At 38.8% G+C, this 16,308-nt stretch carries 11 protein-coding genes and 1 pseudogene; 3 read left to right on the top strand and 9 right to left on the bottom strand.

Features of this window, described 5'->3' with window-relative positions; all coding sequences use genetic code 11:
* Positions 1-25: 25 nt before the first annotated feature.
* The 5 genes and pseudogenes from GLW08_RS10535 to GLW08_RS10515 all read right to left on the bottom strand — a co-directional run bounded on the left by GLW08_RS10535 (position 26) and on the right by GLW08_RS10515 (position 7,392).
* Positions 26-943, bottom strand: coding sequence for a glycine betaine ABC transporter substrate-binding protein (locus GLW08_RS10535; RefSeq protein ID WP_160848616.1), 918 nt, complete (start codon positions 941-943; stop codon positions 26-28).
* A gap of 23 nt (positions 944-966) precedes the next feature.
* Complete coding sequence (locus GLW08_RS10530) at positions 967-1,797, bottom strand: ABC transporter permease (RefSeq protein ID WP_160848615.1); 831 nt, start codon at positions 1,795-1,797, stop codon at positions 967-969.
* Positions 1,794-2,999 (bottom strand): annotated as a pseudogene (locus tag GLW08_RS10525) (quaternary amine ABC transporter ATP-binding protein). The gene GLW08_RS10530 and the pseudogene GLW08_RS10525 overlap by 4 nt, the downstream one beginning before the upstream one ends.
* Before the next feature lie 410 nt (positions 3,000-3,409).
* Entirely contained in the window at positions 3,410-4,162 is a 753-nt protein-coding gene (locus tag GLW08_RS21885) for an NERD domain-containing protein (protein ID WP_160848614.1), read from the bottom strand.
* 203 nt (positions 4,163-4,365) lie between these two features.
* On the bottom strand, positions 4,366-7,392 hold the full coding sequence (locus tag GLW08_RS10515; RefSeq protein WP_237458402.1) for a carbohydrate binding domain-containing protein: 3,027 nt from the start codon (positions 7,390-7,392) through the stop codon (positions 4,366-4,368).
* Between the two features lie 413 nt (positions 7,393-7,805).
* On the opposite strand from GLW08_RS10515, the gene GLW08_RS10510 reads away from it, so the two are divergent.
* Complete coding sequence (locus GLW08_RS10510) at positions 7,806-9,050, top strand: dicarboxylate/amino acid:cation symporter (protein WP_237458401.1); 1,245 nt, start codon at positions 7,806-7,808, stop codon at positions 9,048-9,050.
* A gap of 96 nt (positions 9,051-9,146) precedes the next feature.
* On the opposite strand, the gene GLW08_RS10505 is transcribed toward GLW08_RS10510, so the two are convergent.
* The gene (locus GLW08_RS10505) at positions 9,147-9,515 is read right to left on the bottom strand and encodes a hypothetical protein (protein ID WP_160848613.1); all 369 of its coding nucleotides are present in this window, start codon (positions 9,513-9,515) and stop codon (positions 9,147-9,149) included.
* 223 nt (positions 9,516-9,738) lie between these two features.
* Between GLW08_RS10505 and GLW08_RS21635 the strand changes: the two genes are divergently transcribed.
* On the top strand, positions 9,739-9,915 hold the full coding sequence (locus GLW08_RS21635) for an SE1832 family protein (RefSeq protein WP_202406314.1): 177 nt from the start codon (positions 9,739-9,741) through the stop codon (positions 9,913-9,915).
* Positions 9,916-10,067: 152 nt separating this feature from the next.
* Here the strand turns inward: GLW08_RS21635 and hmpA are convergent, their stop codons facing one another.
* Positions 10,068-11,288 carry an NO-inducible flavohemoprotein gene (hmpA, locus tag GLW08_RS10500; protein ID WP_160848612.1) on the bottom strand — a complete coding sequence of 407 codons (1,221 nt, stop codon included), beginning with the start codon at positions 11,286-11,288 and terminating at the stop codon, positions 10,068-10,070.
* Positions 11,289-11,436: 148 nt separating this feature from the next.
* Between hmpA and GLW08_RS10495 the strand changes: the two genes are divergently transcribed.
* On the top strand, positions 11,437-11,868 hold the full coding sequence (locus GLW08_RS10495; protein WP_160848611.1) for an Rrf2 family transcriptional regulator: 432 nt from the start codon (positions 11,437-11,439) through the stop codon (positions 11,866-11,868).
* Between the two features lie 593 nt (positions 11,869-12,461).
* On the opposite strand, the gene GLW08_RS10490 is transcribed toward GLW08_RS10495, so the two are convergent.
* Positions 12,462-13,250 carry a helix-turn-helix domain-containing protein gene (locus GLW08_RS10490; RefSeq protein WP_160848610.1) on the bottom strand — a complete coding sequence of 263 codons (789 nt, stop codon included), beginning with the start codon at positions 13,248-13,250 and terminating at the stop codon, positions 12,462-12,464.
* 902 nt (positions 13,251-14,152) lie between these two features.
* Positions 14,153-15,250 (bottom strand): flavin monoamine oxidase family protein, encoded by a 1,098-nt coding sequence (locus GLW08_RS10485; RefSeq protein WP_160848609.1) that lies wholly within the window; start codon positions 15,248-15,250, stop codon positions 14,153-14,155.
* Positions 15,251-16,308: the final 1,058 nt, after the last annotated feature.

The raw sequence follows: 16,308 nt of genomic DNA, 5'->3' as shown, positions 1-16,308 counted from the left end.
ACCACAGATTCTACATTACGTTACCTTATTTCCCCATCATTTTGTTTACTTTATCCTGATGGTTGTCAATCCATTCTTGCGCTACTTTCTTTGGATCCATGTCTTCATTCTCAATTTTCACAATCATTTCTTCCACATCATCGATGGAAATGCTCCAATTACTTAGGAATTCGTAAGCTTCAGGGGCTCTTTCCTGTAGTTTACTGTTTGTAACGACATGGACAGAAGATGTTTCGAAGAACCCTTTTTCATTGCTTAAGATTTTCAGGTCATACTTATTGAACATGGTGTGTGGACGCCAGCCGAAGAATAGCACAGGCTTTTCTTGTTTAATTTGACGTGTCGCCTGTGCCATCATACCACCTTCTGAAGAGTTCACCTGTTTAATATCAAGGCCATATGCTTTGATTAATTCATTGGATTCTTTCGTTGCACTTGCGCCTTTTTCAATTCCGTACATTTTGTTATTAAACATGTCTTCTTTGCCTTTTAGGTCTTCAATGGAATTGATGTCTTCCATGTAAGCTGGCACAACCCAGCCTGTTTTCGCTTCTGGATAACTTACAGCAGTATCATCTAGTTTATCTCCGAATTTGTCCATGTATTTCTGGTGCATTGGGAACCAGCTGTCCATGAATACATCAAGGTCACCGCGAGATAATCCCATAAACACTCCGCCAACGTCTGCTTTTGTTTGTTCTACTGTGTAGCCCATATCTTCTAAAATTAGAGCTGCGATTTCAGTTGGAGGTACTGTACTTGTCCAAGGAGTCACGCCAAATGTAATGGTTTGATCTTTGTTCTCTGAGTCTTCAGGTGATTGTTCATTTGATTGATTATCAGATTCTCCATTGGAACTACTTGCTTGCTCTTCTCCAGATCCACAACCAAACATAAATACTAAAATAGATGCCATCATTACGGATAATACTATTTTTCTCATATTACTCTCTCCCTTATGAAAATTTATACTTTTTGTCCTAATCCTTGGGTAATTCGGTCAAGGATGATCGCAAGTACGACGATGCCTAATCCACCTGTTAGCCCAAGACCTACGTTTACATTTGATATGCCTTCTAATACCGTCGAACCAAGTCCAGGAGCACCGATCATGGATGCAATAACGGCCATGGATAAGGCCAGCATAATCGTTTGATTAATTCCTGCCATGATAGTTGGCACTGCCATAGGTAGCTGAACTTTGTATAATAACTGAGATGAGGTAGAGCCAAATGCTCTGGAAGCTTCCACCACATCGCCAGGCACTTGCTGAATACCAAGGCTCGTCATACGAACTGCAGGTGGTGTAGCAAACACGAATGTAGCAATTACGGCAGGTACACCGCCTAATCCAAACAATAAAATGGCTGGTATTAAGTAAACGAAACTTGGTAATGTCTGCATAAAATCCAATACAGGTCGGGTTATCTTATTCACCACTCCATTAAGGGCACTTAATATTCCAAGCGGAACCCCTATAACAATAGAAATAAGTGTAGAAACAAATACTACAGTAATCGTTTGCATCGCTGCATCCCATAGATTGACAGAACCTAAATAAATACAGCCTAGTAAAGTAAAAAGAGCAACGCCTTTTCCAACGATTCTCCAGGATAATGCAACCAGTATGAGAGCAATTACTTCCGGCGGTACTGCCGTTAATACATTGGTAAATGCATTGATAAAGGAAGAAAGGCCTCCACTTAATGCATTAAAGAATCCGCCCATTACTGGAAGCAACCAATTATTTACAAAACTATTGGTCCACTCTTCTAGCGGAAAGTAGAAATAATTCATGATTGTGTCGTCACCTCATCTTCTTCCTTACCAAGGACTAGTCCTGAAAGAATGGAAACACGAGAGATAATCCCTGCTAATTTCCCATCTTCAATGACTGTGATAGGGTATTTTGTTTGAGCAGCAACTCCAATTAAGTCATTTAATAGAGTATCTGGAGATGCTGAATGAATGTCATCTGTAATTAAAAATTCTTCCATCGAAATATGTTCATTGTATGCTTTTATCGCATCATCAATTGTAAGTAAACCTTTAAAATTATTTTCTCGATCAACGACAAAAATGCTAGAAGCACCAACTTCCTCCATTTTACGAATCGCCATACGAGGACCATCTTTGAACGTTGTTAATACCTCAGGTTTTCTCATCACATTCGATGCCTCCAGTACTTTCGAACGATCGACATCCTTAACAAAATTGAATACATACTCATTGGCGGGATTCTCTAGAATGTCTTCCGATGTTCCTACTTGTACAATACGTCCGTCTTTCATGATGGCTATGCGATCGCCGAGCTTCAGAGCTTCGTCTAAATCATGCGTAATGAAAAGAACGGTCTTGCCAAGCTTATATTGTAGCTTCAGCAACTCATCCTGCATATCTTATCGAATAAGGGGATCCAATGCACTGAAAGCTTCATCCATTAATAGAATATCCGTATCATTTGCAAGAGCTCGAGCTAATCCTACTCGCTGTTGCATCCCACCACTCAGTTCATCTGGAGAGCTGGATTCATAACCCTTTAAGCCCACATCTTCAATCGATCTTCTTGCCTTCTCTTCTCGTTCTTGTTTATTAACACCTTGAATCTCTAATCCATAGCCGACATTTGCCAATACGGATCGGTGCGGAAATAGTCCAAACTTCTGAAACACCATACCCAATTTTTTACGACGGGTTTCGATCAGCTTATCTTTATCCATCTTGGTAATGTCATCTCCATCAATATAAACCTCGCCATCCGTAGGCTCGATTAATCGGTTCACCAAACGAATTAACGTGGACTTACCACTTCCAGATAGACCCATGATGACAAAAAACTCGCCAGGCTTGACGGAAAAAGAACTCTCACTCACACCTACCGTCATACCAGTTTCATCTAGGATTTGCTCTTTTTGTTCTCCATTCTTTAAACGTTTTAAAGCTTGCTGAGGATGAGAACCAAAGATTTTCGTTAAATTACTGACTTCAATCTTATTCATATCCTGCTCCTCCTGTGTCCTTTATGGATTACCTCTTCTGTACATTTTTCTACTTATCTACGCAACAGAGGGTACCAACATAGATTGAAAAATCTATGAATTGTTGCCATAGTTTGGCCTTACATTTACTAGTTTAGATAGACTTCTTCTATTGCATCGCCTTTATAACTAAACCATCCAGACGGCTTACATTAATACAAATATTACTATACCATCCAGACGGTAAACTTATCAACCCTCTTTAGTGGAAAGTCGCCGATATCCTGACTATTCTCGCTGATATATGATCCTAACTCGTGGATATATCTCCGCTCCACCACATAGTGCCCATCATCACACCGCGGCCACCAAGATCAGCTCACCAAAGAAAAGAGGATTGAACTCTAATAGTCCAATCCTCTCACTCTATCTTATATAGCCTTTTTCGAAACAAACCGACACTTGGGATAATTACTACATCCTAAAAATGCACCATACTTCCCTGTCCGTTTTACTAGTTGATTGCCACATTTCGGACAGCTATTTTCTGAAACACTGGCCTGTTCTTTATGTCTTGCTGTCTGAATTTGGTTGACATGTTGTTTTTTGCTTTCTTTATCTCCTTGATTCAGTTGTTTTAGTTTGAATAAAATCCCTTTTATTTTGGCGTTTGAGAGTACTCGTTGATTATGTCCTTTAATAGTTTGTAATACTTGAAGAGAATTAATCACATCCACATCTGGGGATGTAACCGTAACTTTTTTAAACGTAGCTTTCGAGCTGAAGGAAACAATAGAGTAGAAAGTCCCGTCATATAAACCCTCTAATGCTGACTCCAATGCCTTAATATGGCCGAAGTTTTGGTGGATAGGATTATAGAATTTCTCTTTTCGCTTATAGATTACTTGCGTCCAATACTTACTTTTTTCATCTCCAAAAATCCATCCTTTATAATTCTTCGTTTCAATCACAAAAATCCCATAAGGGGACACCACCACATGATCGATTTGCGTTGTCCCATTTTTAGAAGGAATTAATAGATCATCTACTACATGATATTCTTCTTGATTAAGACGATTTAATAGAAATGAGAGTTTCGCCTCGCCAATCCTCCCTTTTATGGATGGAGAGGCAAGAGCGACGGATAAGGCGATAATTAGGACTAGGATAAAAAAAGATCCCATGCGAGCCACCTTTAATTACATATTTTGGTGTTTATTATACTGGAAAAGTCCTATACCAGCAATAGAAACTCAGAAAATAGTAAATCTTTGGGAGGTTCCTAGATGGCGCTAGTTTTTGTCTATGACAACGCAGGTGACACTTATCAAGATAAATGAAAAGCCCCAGAGCTATATTGAAGCTCCGGGGCCATAGGAAGAGTTTACTATTCCTCTTGTTTCACTACTTCCACATCTACATTATCGATATAGATATCGTGTTTGTCTGCAAATTGTCCCATTAAGAATTTCAAAGATACCGTGTCACCTTGAGGCATGGTTAGTTCAAAACTGTAGGTCTCCATATCTTTTTCTAATGTAACTTTCTCACTAAGATAGCGATTATAGTTGGCATTCTCCAGTGTTACTTCCATATCTCTTGATACCGTTGAGCGTGCATCAAAGCTTACATTGTAGGTTACGTTTTTTGAGAATGTCATGTTTGGGTGCTCAAGCAGCACACTCCATGTTTCATTTCCTGCATTCTCAATGTCTGCATGAAACACTTCACCATCAGCGTTTACTTCTGCTTCTGCATCAAAATGAATATAGTTAGACCAATTTTCCAACCCTGCTGCAAAGTCACCATTTTCTAATGGAGTTAAGTCTACGTCGGAATAATCGATGTAATCTGTTGTTCGAACTAGTTTTACATTATCCAAGAAAACGTCCGCTTCCGCTCCACCTAACTGGAAGACAAGCTGCCCTTCTCGATCTGTTATATCGGTTGGCATCGTGAATGTGACTTTATGAGTCTCCATTTCTTCAGAGAGCTCTATTGTTTTGGTTTCGGAATAAGAAAGGGAGCCATCTTTACTTAGAACATCCACTTGAATCGTTCGATTACTAGCAGCGCGAGCATCAAAGGTTAGCTCATACTCACTGCCCTCTAACAGCTGCATGCCTGTTTGTTTCAGTTGAATCGACTCAGGATTGTTATCCGTTTCCGTAATATCTACTTGTAACTCTCTTGTATCCGCATCAACATTAGCTTCTGCTGAAGCCCCGTCCTTCTCATGAAAATCCCAGAAAATCATCCGGCTCATATCGCCTTGATCAAATGTTCCGTTGTAAACATGGTTTCCAGTTGGAAGTGGCTCTTTTTCATTCATCGGTTCCTGTTCCCCTGTGATGTCTTCTACACGGACATTGCCAATCCAAACGGGAGCCGTTCCATTTGCGCCCATATTAAACTCAAGGCGTGCGGCCACATCGTCTTCCTGATTCATGGTGAAGGTGTACTCATAGGTTTGAACTTCATCCGTCAAGTTCATCGTTTCTTCCCCAGAGTAGTTTGCGTACCCACGTTCCGCTCCACCTGAAACCTTCGTCATGATGTTGCGGCTTGTAGTGGATTTCGCATCGAAGGTCACTTTATAGGTTCCACCTTCTGCAATCGATAGATGTTGAATTTGCTGTAGGGACCAGAGGGCGTTCCCCGGATTTGTTATCGATGTTTTCGCAAAGGTATCACCATCGATTTCTTCTGGTGAAATGCTACCTTCTCCTGCAAAATCAGGTAACGTAAGGAAGTTCCAATACGTAGGGTCTGTCTGATCGCCATTTTCATCTACAATCATGAACCCATTTGCATAGTCTTGATCATAGATATAGTTCCCATCTTCTTTTGGCTGCTTTGCATTTTCAGGTAACTCAACCTCATCGACAGTAGGCTCTTCAGGTGTCATATAGTCTCTTCCTATCAATTCATAAACGCGTACATAATCGACTTTCATTTCGCCAGGGAATTCAGTGGTTTCATCTGGATTTCCGCCATACCAACCACCAACAGCTAGGTTCAAGATAATATAGAATTCCTGGTCAAACGGTGCTGGAAAAGCGTTTTTGGCAGCTTGTCCAGGGCTTTTACTAAACCATTTATTAAGGGTTTGATACAATTCCCCATCTACATACCAGCGAATTTCGCCTGGCTCCCACTCAATGGAATACGTGTGATAGCCAGTAAAATCTTCACCCTCAGGAAAATGGTATTCTTCTCCGCGGTAGGTGTTATTCGGAGACTCCTCCCCGTAGTGAATTGTCCCTCCTATAGTATTCGTATCGTTACCAGCAGCCTCCATAATGTCGATTTCACCAGAAGCTGGCCAATCACCATACACACTATCCTCTGGCATCATCCAGAATGCTGGCCAATACCCTTGTCCTTCCGGTAATTTCATTCGTGCTTCAAATTTACCGTATTTTTTGCTGAACAAATCCTTTGTCTTTAACTTAGCTGAGCTATAATCATACGAACCAAATTCATCTGTTATCGGCTCTTCTTCTTTCTGTGCTTTAATGACTAATTTGCCGTCTTCAATATAAGAGTTCTCATCAGAATCTGTATAGTATTCTAATTCATTATTACCCCAACCAGGAGAAATACCTTCTCCGTTTTCATCGACGATCCAATTTCCGATATCATATTGCCACTTGGATTGATCAATGTCTTCTGTCATAAATTCATCCGACCATACAAGCGACCAATCGGATTCCGCATAAACAACCACTTGTTTCATATCTGAATTTACAAATCGGACATCATTCTCCACGTTCTTGTGTACATAGACATCGCCTTCCACCGTCACATTGTCCAGAACAACGTTTCCTGGTACGGCGGCACCTGTGATGATGAGGTCACCTTTGATTACACTATTTTTTAACGTAACATCATTTGTAGTAAGTAACGCATTTCCATCAATTGTTTGATCTTCATACGTACCCTCTTCACTCAAAATGGAATCAAAAGCTTCACCTATTAATTGCGAAAAGTCATTTCGTTTCATTGGTTTATTCACATTCACTTGTTGTTCATCGATAATAGATTCATCATATGGTATAAAGTAGTTAAAAAGGGATAGCGTTTCCGCTGTTTTGATTGCTGCATTTGGTGAAACGTCAAAACCTAGCGTCTCACTTACGTACCCAGCCTCGATAGCGTTATGTAGCACACTATCTTCCCACTTGCTTTCTCCATTATCTTGCTTACTTTGAACGAAAAGATGATTCATCATCGCCAACACTTCCACATTAGAGAGGGCAGCATTGCCATTTTTCTTTTGATTTGGTAACACGTCCATCACATGGCTAACATCCTCATCATTTTTCTTGTTCTTCTCACCAGCTTGAACCGAAACCGAATTCACTACACACAACAGAACAACCAAAACCAAGAACCATACTCTTTTCCCCAACACATTCTCCTCCTTTTTGATTTTCGATGTATGTGGAATAGGTCCATCACCTATGTGCCACCAAGCATTACGAAAGCGCTTTCGTTTTTGTGTAAAAAAATAAGCTACAGTATTATTCTCAAAACCGAAACCGCTTTCGTTTTTAAGTAAAAAAATAGCAGAATTAAAAACTTTAGCTATTTTGAGAATAACATAATTTTCAAATAAATTATCTAGTCCTTTAGAAGGAAATAATGACAAATTCCTGCAGCATTTACCATTAAGAAATAACTAGAGTCAGGATTAAAACTGGTTATACTTCCTTTGATTAGGCACCGCTTCGATTATCTAACTATATTTCCCTATCTAAAAATGATAGAATTCGAGAGGAATTCATCATACACATACCTATAACGATAAGGAGGTACATATCCTTGAAGGCTTTACTCAATCAATACATACGAACATCCTTTGTAATCAAAATGTTCGTTGGTTTTCTATGTGGTACACTCTTGGCAGTTCTCATTGGAGATCAGGCAGAGGTGCTGAAGCCATTTGGTGATATTTTAATAAATTTACTTAGTCTGGTGGCTATTCCTGTTATCTTCTTAACCGTGGTGTTAGCCGTAAATCAGATGAATGTAACACAGCTCGGCCGTATGGGTGGGAAACTCATTTTGTACTACGCGATTACAACAGCGGCAGCAGTATTTATTGGACTTGGACTTGCCTTTTGGATCAGCCCAGGAGAGAATATGAGTCTTCCAGCTGCAGATGTGGAAAAGCCTGATACGCCGTCCTTTGAGGATGTATTATTTAACATTATCCCAGAAAATATCATCACACCCTTTGCAAATGGGGATCTAATGTCGATTCTCTTTTTAGCTATTATTATTGGTGTTGCCATCTCTACCATGAAGTTTTCGAATGAGGAAAAGATCAAACAGTCTGGAGAGATGTTAGATCGTTTTTTTAATGCCCTTAATGAAATGTTTTATAAAGTATTAAACGGCATCTTGTTCTATGCTCCGATTGGGATTTTTGCGATAAGTGCTTCTTCGTTTGGAGGTCAGGGATGGGGCACGCTACAATCCCTACTAAGTTTTACAGGTGTGTTTTATGGAGGCATCATCCTGCTTTGGCTTATTGTGTACACGCCTATTTTAAAACTATCAGGGGCACCTGTGTTGCCTTTCTTTCGGTCTACAAAAGATGCGTATGTCACCGCATTCTTCACCTCAAGTAGTATCGCAACGTTACCTGTAGCAATTGATACGGCGAAGAAATCAGGTATTTCGGAGCGAGTAGCGAATTTCACGCTTCCTCTTGGTGCCGTATTTAATTCTGACGGAGGCGCACTACGGATGGGTGCATCGATTGTATTCGCAGCGAACATCACGAATTTATCCTTATCCGTGACAGACTTTTTTATTATCGTTTTAGTTGGAACCTTGCTTTCCATCGGAACAGCCGGAGTACCCGCAGCTGGGCTCGTCACGTTATCAGCCGTATTGACCATGTTTAACCTTCCACTTGAAATTGTCGCCCTGATTGCAGGAGTGGATGTCCTGATTGGAATGGCCGGTACAGCTTCTAACGTGTTTGGTGACATTGTTGGAGCTGCGGTAGTCGATCAGTCTGAGGAAAAAGGGCAGGAGCATGAGCAGGAGTCCGCATAAGTATTTTCATGTTTCTACCAAAGAAGTTTACTATAAGCAAAAAAAGGCGTATTCCTCATAATAAAGGAATACGCCTTTTTAGCTGGACTTTAAATCTTATTCTGAACTTTTTTCTTTTACGATATTCGCTATATTCTCCCCATCTTGAACGGCTTGAACGTTTACTTTCATGTCTGGGTACTCATTTTGCAGCTGTTTTGCGTATTTTTCGGCTAATTGTTTCCCCTTCTCTTTCTTAACAGAAGCTTCTAAAATAATGGTTCCAACCGCAGAGCCATCTTCGGTGTATACAGATCCATCAACAACACCGTCTTCTTCTAATACTTTTCCTGTCATTTCTGTATTTTCATTTTCTTTTGTTTCGTGGTTGGATTGTTCCTGCTTTTCCGTTTCTTCACTATCGCCTGAACACCCTGCAGTGAATAAGGCAATTCCTAGTGCAATCCCTAATACTTTTAGTTTCATATGTGAGCCTCCTATTTGTGGTTCACGGGATATTATAACAAATATTAACAGCTAAGGGATAGATTCTTCCTATTTATCTACCGTTTATTCGAATATTAAACACAGGCAACCTAACCTATTGCAGTAGATACTTCTGAAATCATTAGGGTAGTAACAGGCAGATAGGATGGTTTATACTCTAAGAAGATATGAATACCAAGAAAGGATGAGAGGCTTGGCTGATATGACTAAAAAAGAAATAGAAGATCGAATCAACCTATTAAAATCGGATTATATTCGGATGCAGGGAGATTTAGAAAAGAAAGAATCTATTGGTGGGAGCACTGCCAAAATTGAAAAACAATTAGAAGATTTGGAAGAGGAATTAGCGAATTTAAAGAATCGTCTTGTGAATGCATGAGAGGAACGAAGGTATCTCCAACTTGAACGATAGAGCAGTCTTTTATAAACCCAGCCCAAAATTAAAAAGCCTAATTTAGATGTAAAAGCCATGCAGAGTTGTATCTGCATGGCTTCTATATTGGTTTAAAAGATTATTCGATCAACTGATACCTACGCCTCAATCGTACTTACTGGGCTGAATGCTTCAAACTGTCGATGCTCTGCAGGAACTCCCCACTCTTTTAATGCGCTATTTACCACTTTCATAAAAGGAACTGGTCCACAGAAATAAAAGTCTTTTTGGTTATCCTTTAGAATGGCTTGTAACCATTCTTTTTCAATAAGTCCTTCTCTATCGAAAAGTTCATCTTTTCTATCTTGTTCTGTTGGCTCCGAATAAACAATATAAGATGTTACGTTATCATACTGATTGATTAACTCCAATACTTCTTGCTGCAAAGCATGTACATTACTGTTCTGAGCTGCGTGAATAAAAGTGATTTCTCGTTCTGGATTTTCTTGAACCGCATCCTTAAGCATACTCATCATTGGTGTGATTCCGACTCCTCCACTGATTAATACAAGTGGCATTTCTTCTGTAGACACTGTAAATTCTCCAGCAGGGGCTGTAACTTGTAGAACATCTCCTTCTCCAAGCTGTTGATGTAAATAATTCGATACTTTACCAGCAGGCACGTCCTCCGTCAATGCGTCCTCGCGTTTCACACTGATGCGGTAATAGTCCTTCCCTGGAGCGTCGGAGATGGTATAGTGTCGCATATGAGAGTATTGATCTCCTTCTATATCCACCTGTAACGTTAAGTATTGGCCAGCCTGATAAGTTGGGATTGGCTTTCCATCTTGAGCTTTTAAATAGAAGGAAGTAATAACATCACTTTCTTTTACTTTCTGATCAATGACGAATGAACGAAGTCCTGTCCATCCTCCAACCTCTTGCTCTACTTGTTCATAAAGCTCGTTTTCAATACTTATGAAAATATCCGCTATTTCTTGATAAGCTTTTCCCCATGCTTCGATAATTTCATCATTCACACCATCTCCTAATACATCCTTCACTGCTTCTAACAAGGTTTCTCCGACGATTGGATATTGTTCTGCTTTTACCCCAAGCGCTCTATGTTTTTCGGTTACCCTTTCTACCATTCCTTTGACGGCATCTAAGTTATCGATATGTTGTCCTGCCATGTAAACGGAATACGCTAATGCATCCTGCTGTATCCCTCTTTTTTGGTTGGTTTGGTTAAAGATGTTATACAGTGAAGGGGCTTTCGTAAACAGTAATTCGTAAAATCGAACTCCAATAGCATGACTGTGCTCCTGCAATACCGGTGCGGTGCTCTTTACAATCTCAATCGTCTTTGAATCTAACATGGTAAAACTTCCTTTCTTTTATTCAGCATTTGCTCATTCTCTTTCGCTCTTATATATTTAAGACTAAGGCATTCCATTTATAAAAACAACATTTTACATGCAACTTTTATAAAATGTTCACAAAAGATAAGATATAGGAGTGAAAACAATGCATTTAACCCAATATACCGATTATTCGTTAAGAATATTAATGTTCCTTGCCACAAGGCAGGAAGACCAACTCGTCCGATCGAAAGAGATTGCTGAAATATATGGCATTTCTAATAATCACCTTATCAAAATTGTTCGTCAGCTTAGTGCGTCAGGATATATTGAAACCATTCGTGGCCGTAGCGGAGGAATGAGACTCGGGAAAGATCCAGCAACTATTAATATTGGTGATGTCGTTAGGGATATGGAAGAAAACTTTCATATCGTAGAGTGCTTTGATCAAGAAAATAATGAGTGCGTTATATCTAAAGCATGTCGACTAAAAGGAGTTCTAAACGAAGCGCTCGAAGCTTTCATTTCGGTATTAGATAAATACACATTAGGAGACATGATTACCAATAAAGACCAGCTCTACGCCCTATTGAAATAAGGAGTGGCTTTTAGCTGTGTTAATATAGCTAAGCCACAATAAAGACTAAAACAAATAAAATGATAAATGAAACATTAAATACCCAAATTATGAAGGCTTATTAAAACTAAAGTGCCCTGCAGAAGTGTTTCATTATGCAGGGCGCATAACTTTTCTTGTACGCCTCACACAATTCCAACTCACGCTTGCTTCATCCTTTATGACTATTACATATTTTTAAATTCTACTTTTCTTCCCCCTCAGCCAGTATATACCTTTTTTCTGCCTCAGCATGATTAGGTCTCTTTCTAGTTGATTACACAAGCCATAATGAGAATGAGAACTGACTGTCTGGCTTCTCTTGTGAAATATACTATCCCCTACCTCTTATGCTCGTGATTATTGTGCCTTTACCTTTAATGATTTCAATGAGTTCGATTAAGTCTTTTGTAATTCTCATGAAATATATAAGGTCAGTTATAATATCATTCTCTATCTCAGCTAACATGCGTTGCAGGTCAAAACACTCCGTAGTTTCTACTGATATTTTCCCTGGTATGCCTTCTTCTTCAAATTGGACAATGGAGATAGGCGTTTAAATTTAGTGTATCTTTCTAAACTCCATAATCGTACTCCCCGTTTGGACCCTCCTCCAATTCCCTCAAACACTCTAAGTATAGATCATCTAACTTCTGTTTCACTACTCGACTGAAATAGCCAACAGGATTATGTACGTCTTTCACCTTCATGGCAGAGAACATCGCTCTTAAAGCTTGAATGCCTACCTCATGAAGCGTTTCCTCAGCATAGATATTTTCTAATGACTTAATTTGCGCTTTGTAGGAACGGTACAAACGGTAGAAAAAATTCTTTTCTGGAATAAAGCAATAGACGAATTGTTTAAATTCCCGATAGGAGTTCTTAAGATGAGATCCTTCCACCTGTAACGATTCTTTAGATTCTTTTTTATTTATGTTTTTAAAAGATAATGGTTCATCTTGCTTTTCTGGTGCTGCATCCGTTGATACTTCTGCGTTTATAGCTTCCTCTCTCTGTGACATATTCGGTGTGACTGTAGGATTAATAATATATAGATTTGCACCATTTCCTCCACTTTGAAGGCGCATATTTTCAATGCGGGTAATAATAGAAAGATCGACTAGCTTATTTAATACTCGAATCACCGTTCTTCTGCTTTTGCCGATTAAATTGGCAATGGTATCATTTTTAAGAAAAGCAACACCTGGATACTTACACGCATATCGAGACAAAAGATGAATCATCTCTACTTCAGTGTCTGACAATTGAGACCCATGCTCTCCAATATGAAATTTAATGGCTTCATTCATTTCCTCCTTGGATTTAAACGGTTGATGTTTTATCGCTAAACTTACATAATTCATTTCTATCGACTCCTGTACTATAACGAATTAGATTTCTTCGTTTTAGTAATCGCAAGGAGTCGATTAGTTGGTGTCTGTGAATAAACATTTTTATTCGAACAGGTTCCTGTCACCAACCGAAAATTTTTGTTTCATAAAATAATTCAATATAATTCGGGAAGTTACAGGTACCTATTGCCTAGAACCGTTATTTAGGTTGATGACAGGAACGACTTGAACAAATAAAAAGCAAAATAAAGCAATTAGATATCCAATAACACTAAAAAGCCCTGCAGAGATGATTCATTCTGCAGGGCTTTCCTATTGAATAGAAATATTTTCCAATTTATTTCGGGTGGTAACAGGCACCCATGGATCTAGTAATGTGTAGTGAAAATAGTCACCAAATTCATGGGAGGTTTTGTCGAAACTATTTTTCCCACCTAAATTAACCTTCATACTAGTTTCCAGGGGGTGGAAAAAACAGGATGACTGATTTTGACTTTTTTATGTTCACCAAGCACCTGAAACAACTCTCCTATGATTATATAAAATGTGATAGACCTAATATAAAAAAACAAATAAAAGAAGAAATGCTATTCTTCAGGAAGATTATGAGTGAATATTGATAGAACTTACGTATTGTCAGCCAACAAATCAATTGAATATTCTCTTTTACTTCCTTTATTTTTTCACAAGATACATTTTTCATTAGCTACCGAATTACGAATAGTTTTACACATTCATCCATACTTTTGAAAGAAAGACATAAATTAGTGCACTCTTGCTCACTCTATTGCTATTTGCAGAGAGGTTTTAGATTTCATTTTAAAACTAAAAAGCCCTGCAACGACGTTTTATTCTGCAGGGCTTACATAATCAAAGAAAAGATTTTTCGACTTATTCTTGGTGGTAACAGCCACCTAAGAATATCTATTTATATCCAATACTGCCTGTTCAGCTGATCGAAGTGCTCCTTCAAGATGTCCACTAAATTGTGCATTTGTCTCTGTACCAGCAAAAATAATCTTCTTATCCCAAACGCCTTCTACTGGTGGTTGACCATAACTCTCGTAATTTTTAAGAGGATTAAAGTCTTCCTCAACAGCTGTTTCAGAATCACTGGACCAATCTTTATAAAAAATAGACTTAACGTTTTTAGCTTCATTTCCATATAGTTTAACTAACTGGTCAACAACCAACTGTAATGTTTTATCTTGACCCATTTTTTTACGTGCTTCTGCAGGCATTCCGAAGAAACCAAATAATGCACCAGAGCCTTTATTAGGAGAAGCATCATATATTTCTTCTAAGGGACCAACGCCACTCAATACATATCCAGAAAGTCCTGATTCTCTCCAGAAGGGACGATCATAGACTGCAACTACTTTGGCCTGTCCCGCCATCCACGTAGGCTTATTTTCTATATCAGCCATAAGACTTGGAGGGAGGGAAGGCGAAAATTCAATGTGTTGCGCCACAAGACGTGGTGGCAATGCTAAAATAATAGAACTAGCCGGAATTCTTTCCCTTTTCCCATCAGCAAGTTCTGCTTCAACCGTAACCTCACCAGTTTCATTCTGCTGAATTTTCTTAACTTGTGTTTCTAGCTCAACTATTTCACTGGGGATAGTCTCTGCTAGAGCATCAATAAGAGACTGAACGCCTCCCGTCAATCGAACCCATTTTTCATCAGAATTTTCTTTTAATAAACAGCGCTCTGGAGGTTTTATTTGAAACCGTTCTATAAGTATTTCGCCTTCCTTATATTGGTCAAATGTTTCTAAGTTAAGTTCTTTAACAATATTATCCATATAGCTCTCATACTGTGGCCAAAACCACGTGGGACCAAGGTCAAAACTGCCTAAGTCAGGTCTATTTGGGACTGAAGTACTCAAAACCCTACCACCAATCCTGTCTCTAGCCTCTAGAACCCTACAGTTAATGCCTTGTTTTGTAAGTAGTGAAGCAGCACGTAGGCCACTTAAACCCGCACCTACAATGATTACAGGATTATTCATATTTTTTTCTCCTTCTGCCTGTGTTTTAGTTTGCATCATCATAACACGCTCAAAAAAGCCATACAATATAACAATTGTCTGGCAAACAAAATTAGGTAAGATTGTTGATAGTCAATCCTTGCTTGCTCAAGTTCATGCAATGGTGAACAAAGCTAACAGAAAACCTTACAGCCTACAGCCCCATCCAGACAACTATTCTAATCAACATAGCGTTTAGTATCATAAATTTGCCCCCTACTGCTGAGCTCCTTAATCTATCGAGACTAGATGTCATTGTATTTTGGCTTATACTAGCCAACTACATTTTTATTCAAATAAACATACTTAAGTATTATTATTTCACTACTATGAATTTATAGTAGACTCTCTAACCGTTCCAACTATTAAGATGGAAGTCTTATATGTGTTCATTATCATCCAGCATAAAACACGCCGAATAATCCAATTTGGTGTAAGCAAGCATCCAAATATGAATTGGGTTAAACAACAGTTACGTAATGCAACGTCCTAAGGTAAAACATCGAAATATATCATACACGATAATGACTGTTTTAAGTGGCTTATATCACACTTATAAGAGAGTCACTTAATAATCAGTTCTAACTCAAAACACCAAGCCTTTTAAAACTTATTAAAACTGAAAGGCTTATTTGTCATGCCTCAATATCTTATTTTCCTTATGTCATGCTTTCCTTTCCACTTCCCCTCTATTAATCTATTCTATTTTTACATCTTTAATTATTTTTTGGTAGATTCTTTTGCTAAATTTCCAGCTGTCCATCTATAACCATCACTATCAAAAAAACCAGCTACCAAAGCCAAGACCGAACCAGTCATTCAGACAGTTATGGGGTATTCTTTCGAAGATACATAGTGGTTGGAAAGTTTCCCTTATCATTGTGAAATCTGAACCGTGATTAAATGGCATCGCACAGCATTTAAACGATTTTGGAAACGTAAATCACAAAAACCCGGTCGTCCTACATTATCGAAAGAATCGACAATCAAAAAAGTACATAAAGAAAATCCCTACATTCTCTGGAAAAGATTCACGACAG

This window comes from Pontibacillus yanchengensis, from assembly GCF_009856295.1.
Classification (GTDB): Bacteria; Bacillota; Bacilli; order Bacillales; family BH030062; genus Pontibacillus; species Pontibacillus yanchengensis_A.
The sequence above is the reverse complement of the archived record's forward strand: the minus strand, read 5'-3'. Positions and strand labels throughout refer to the sequence as shown.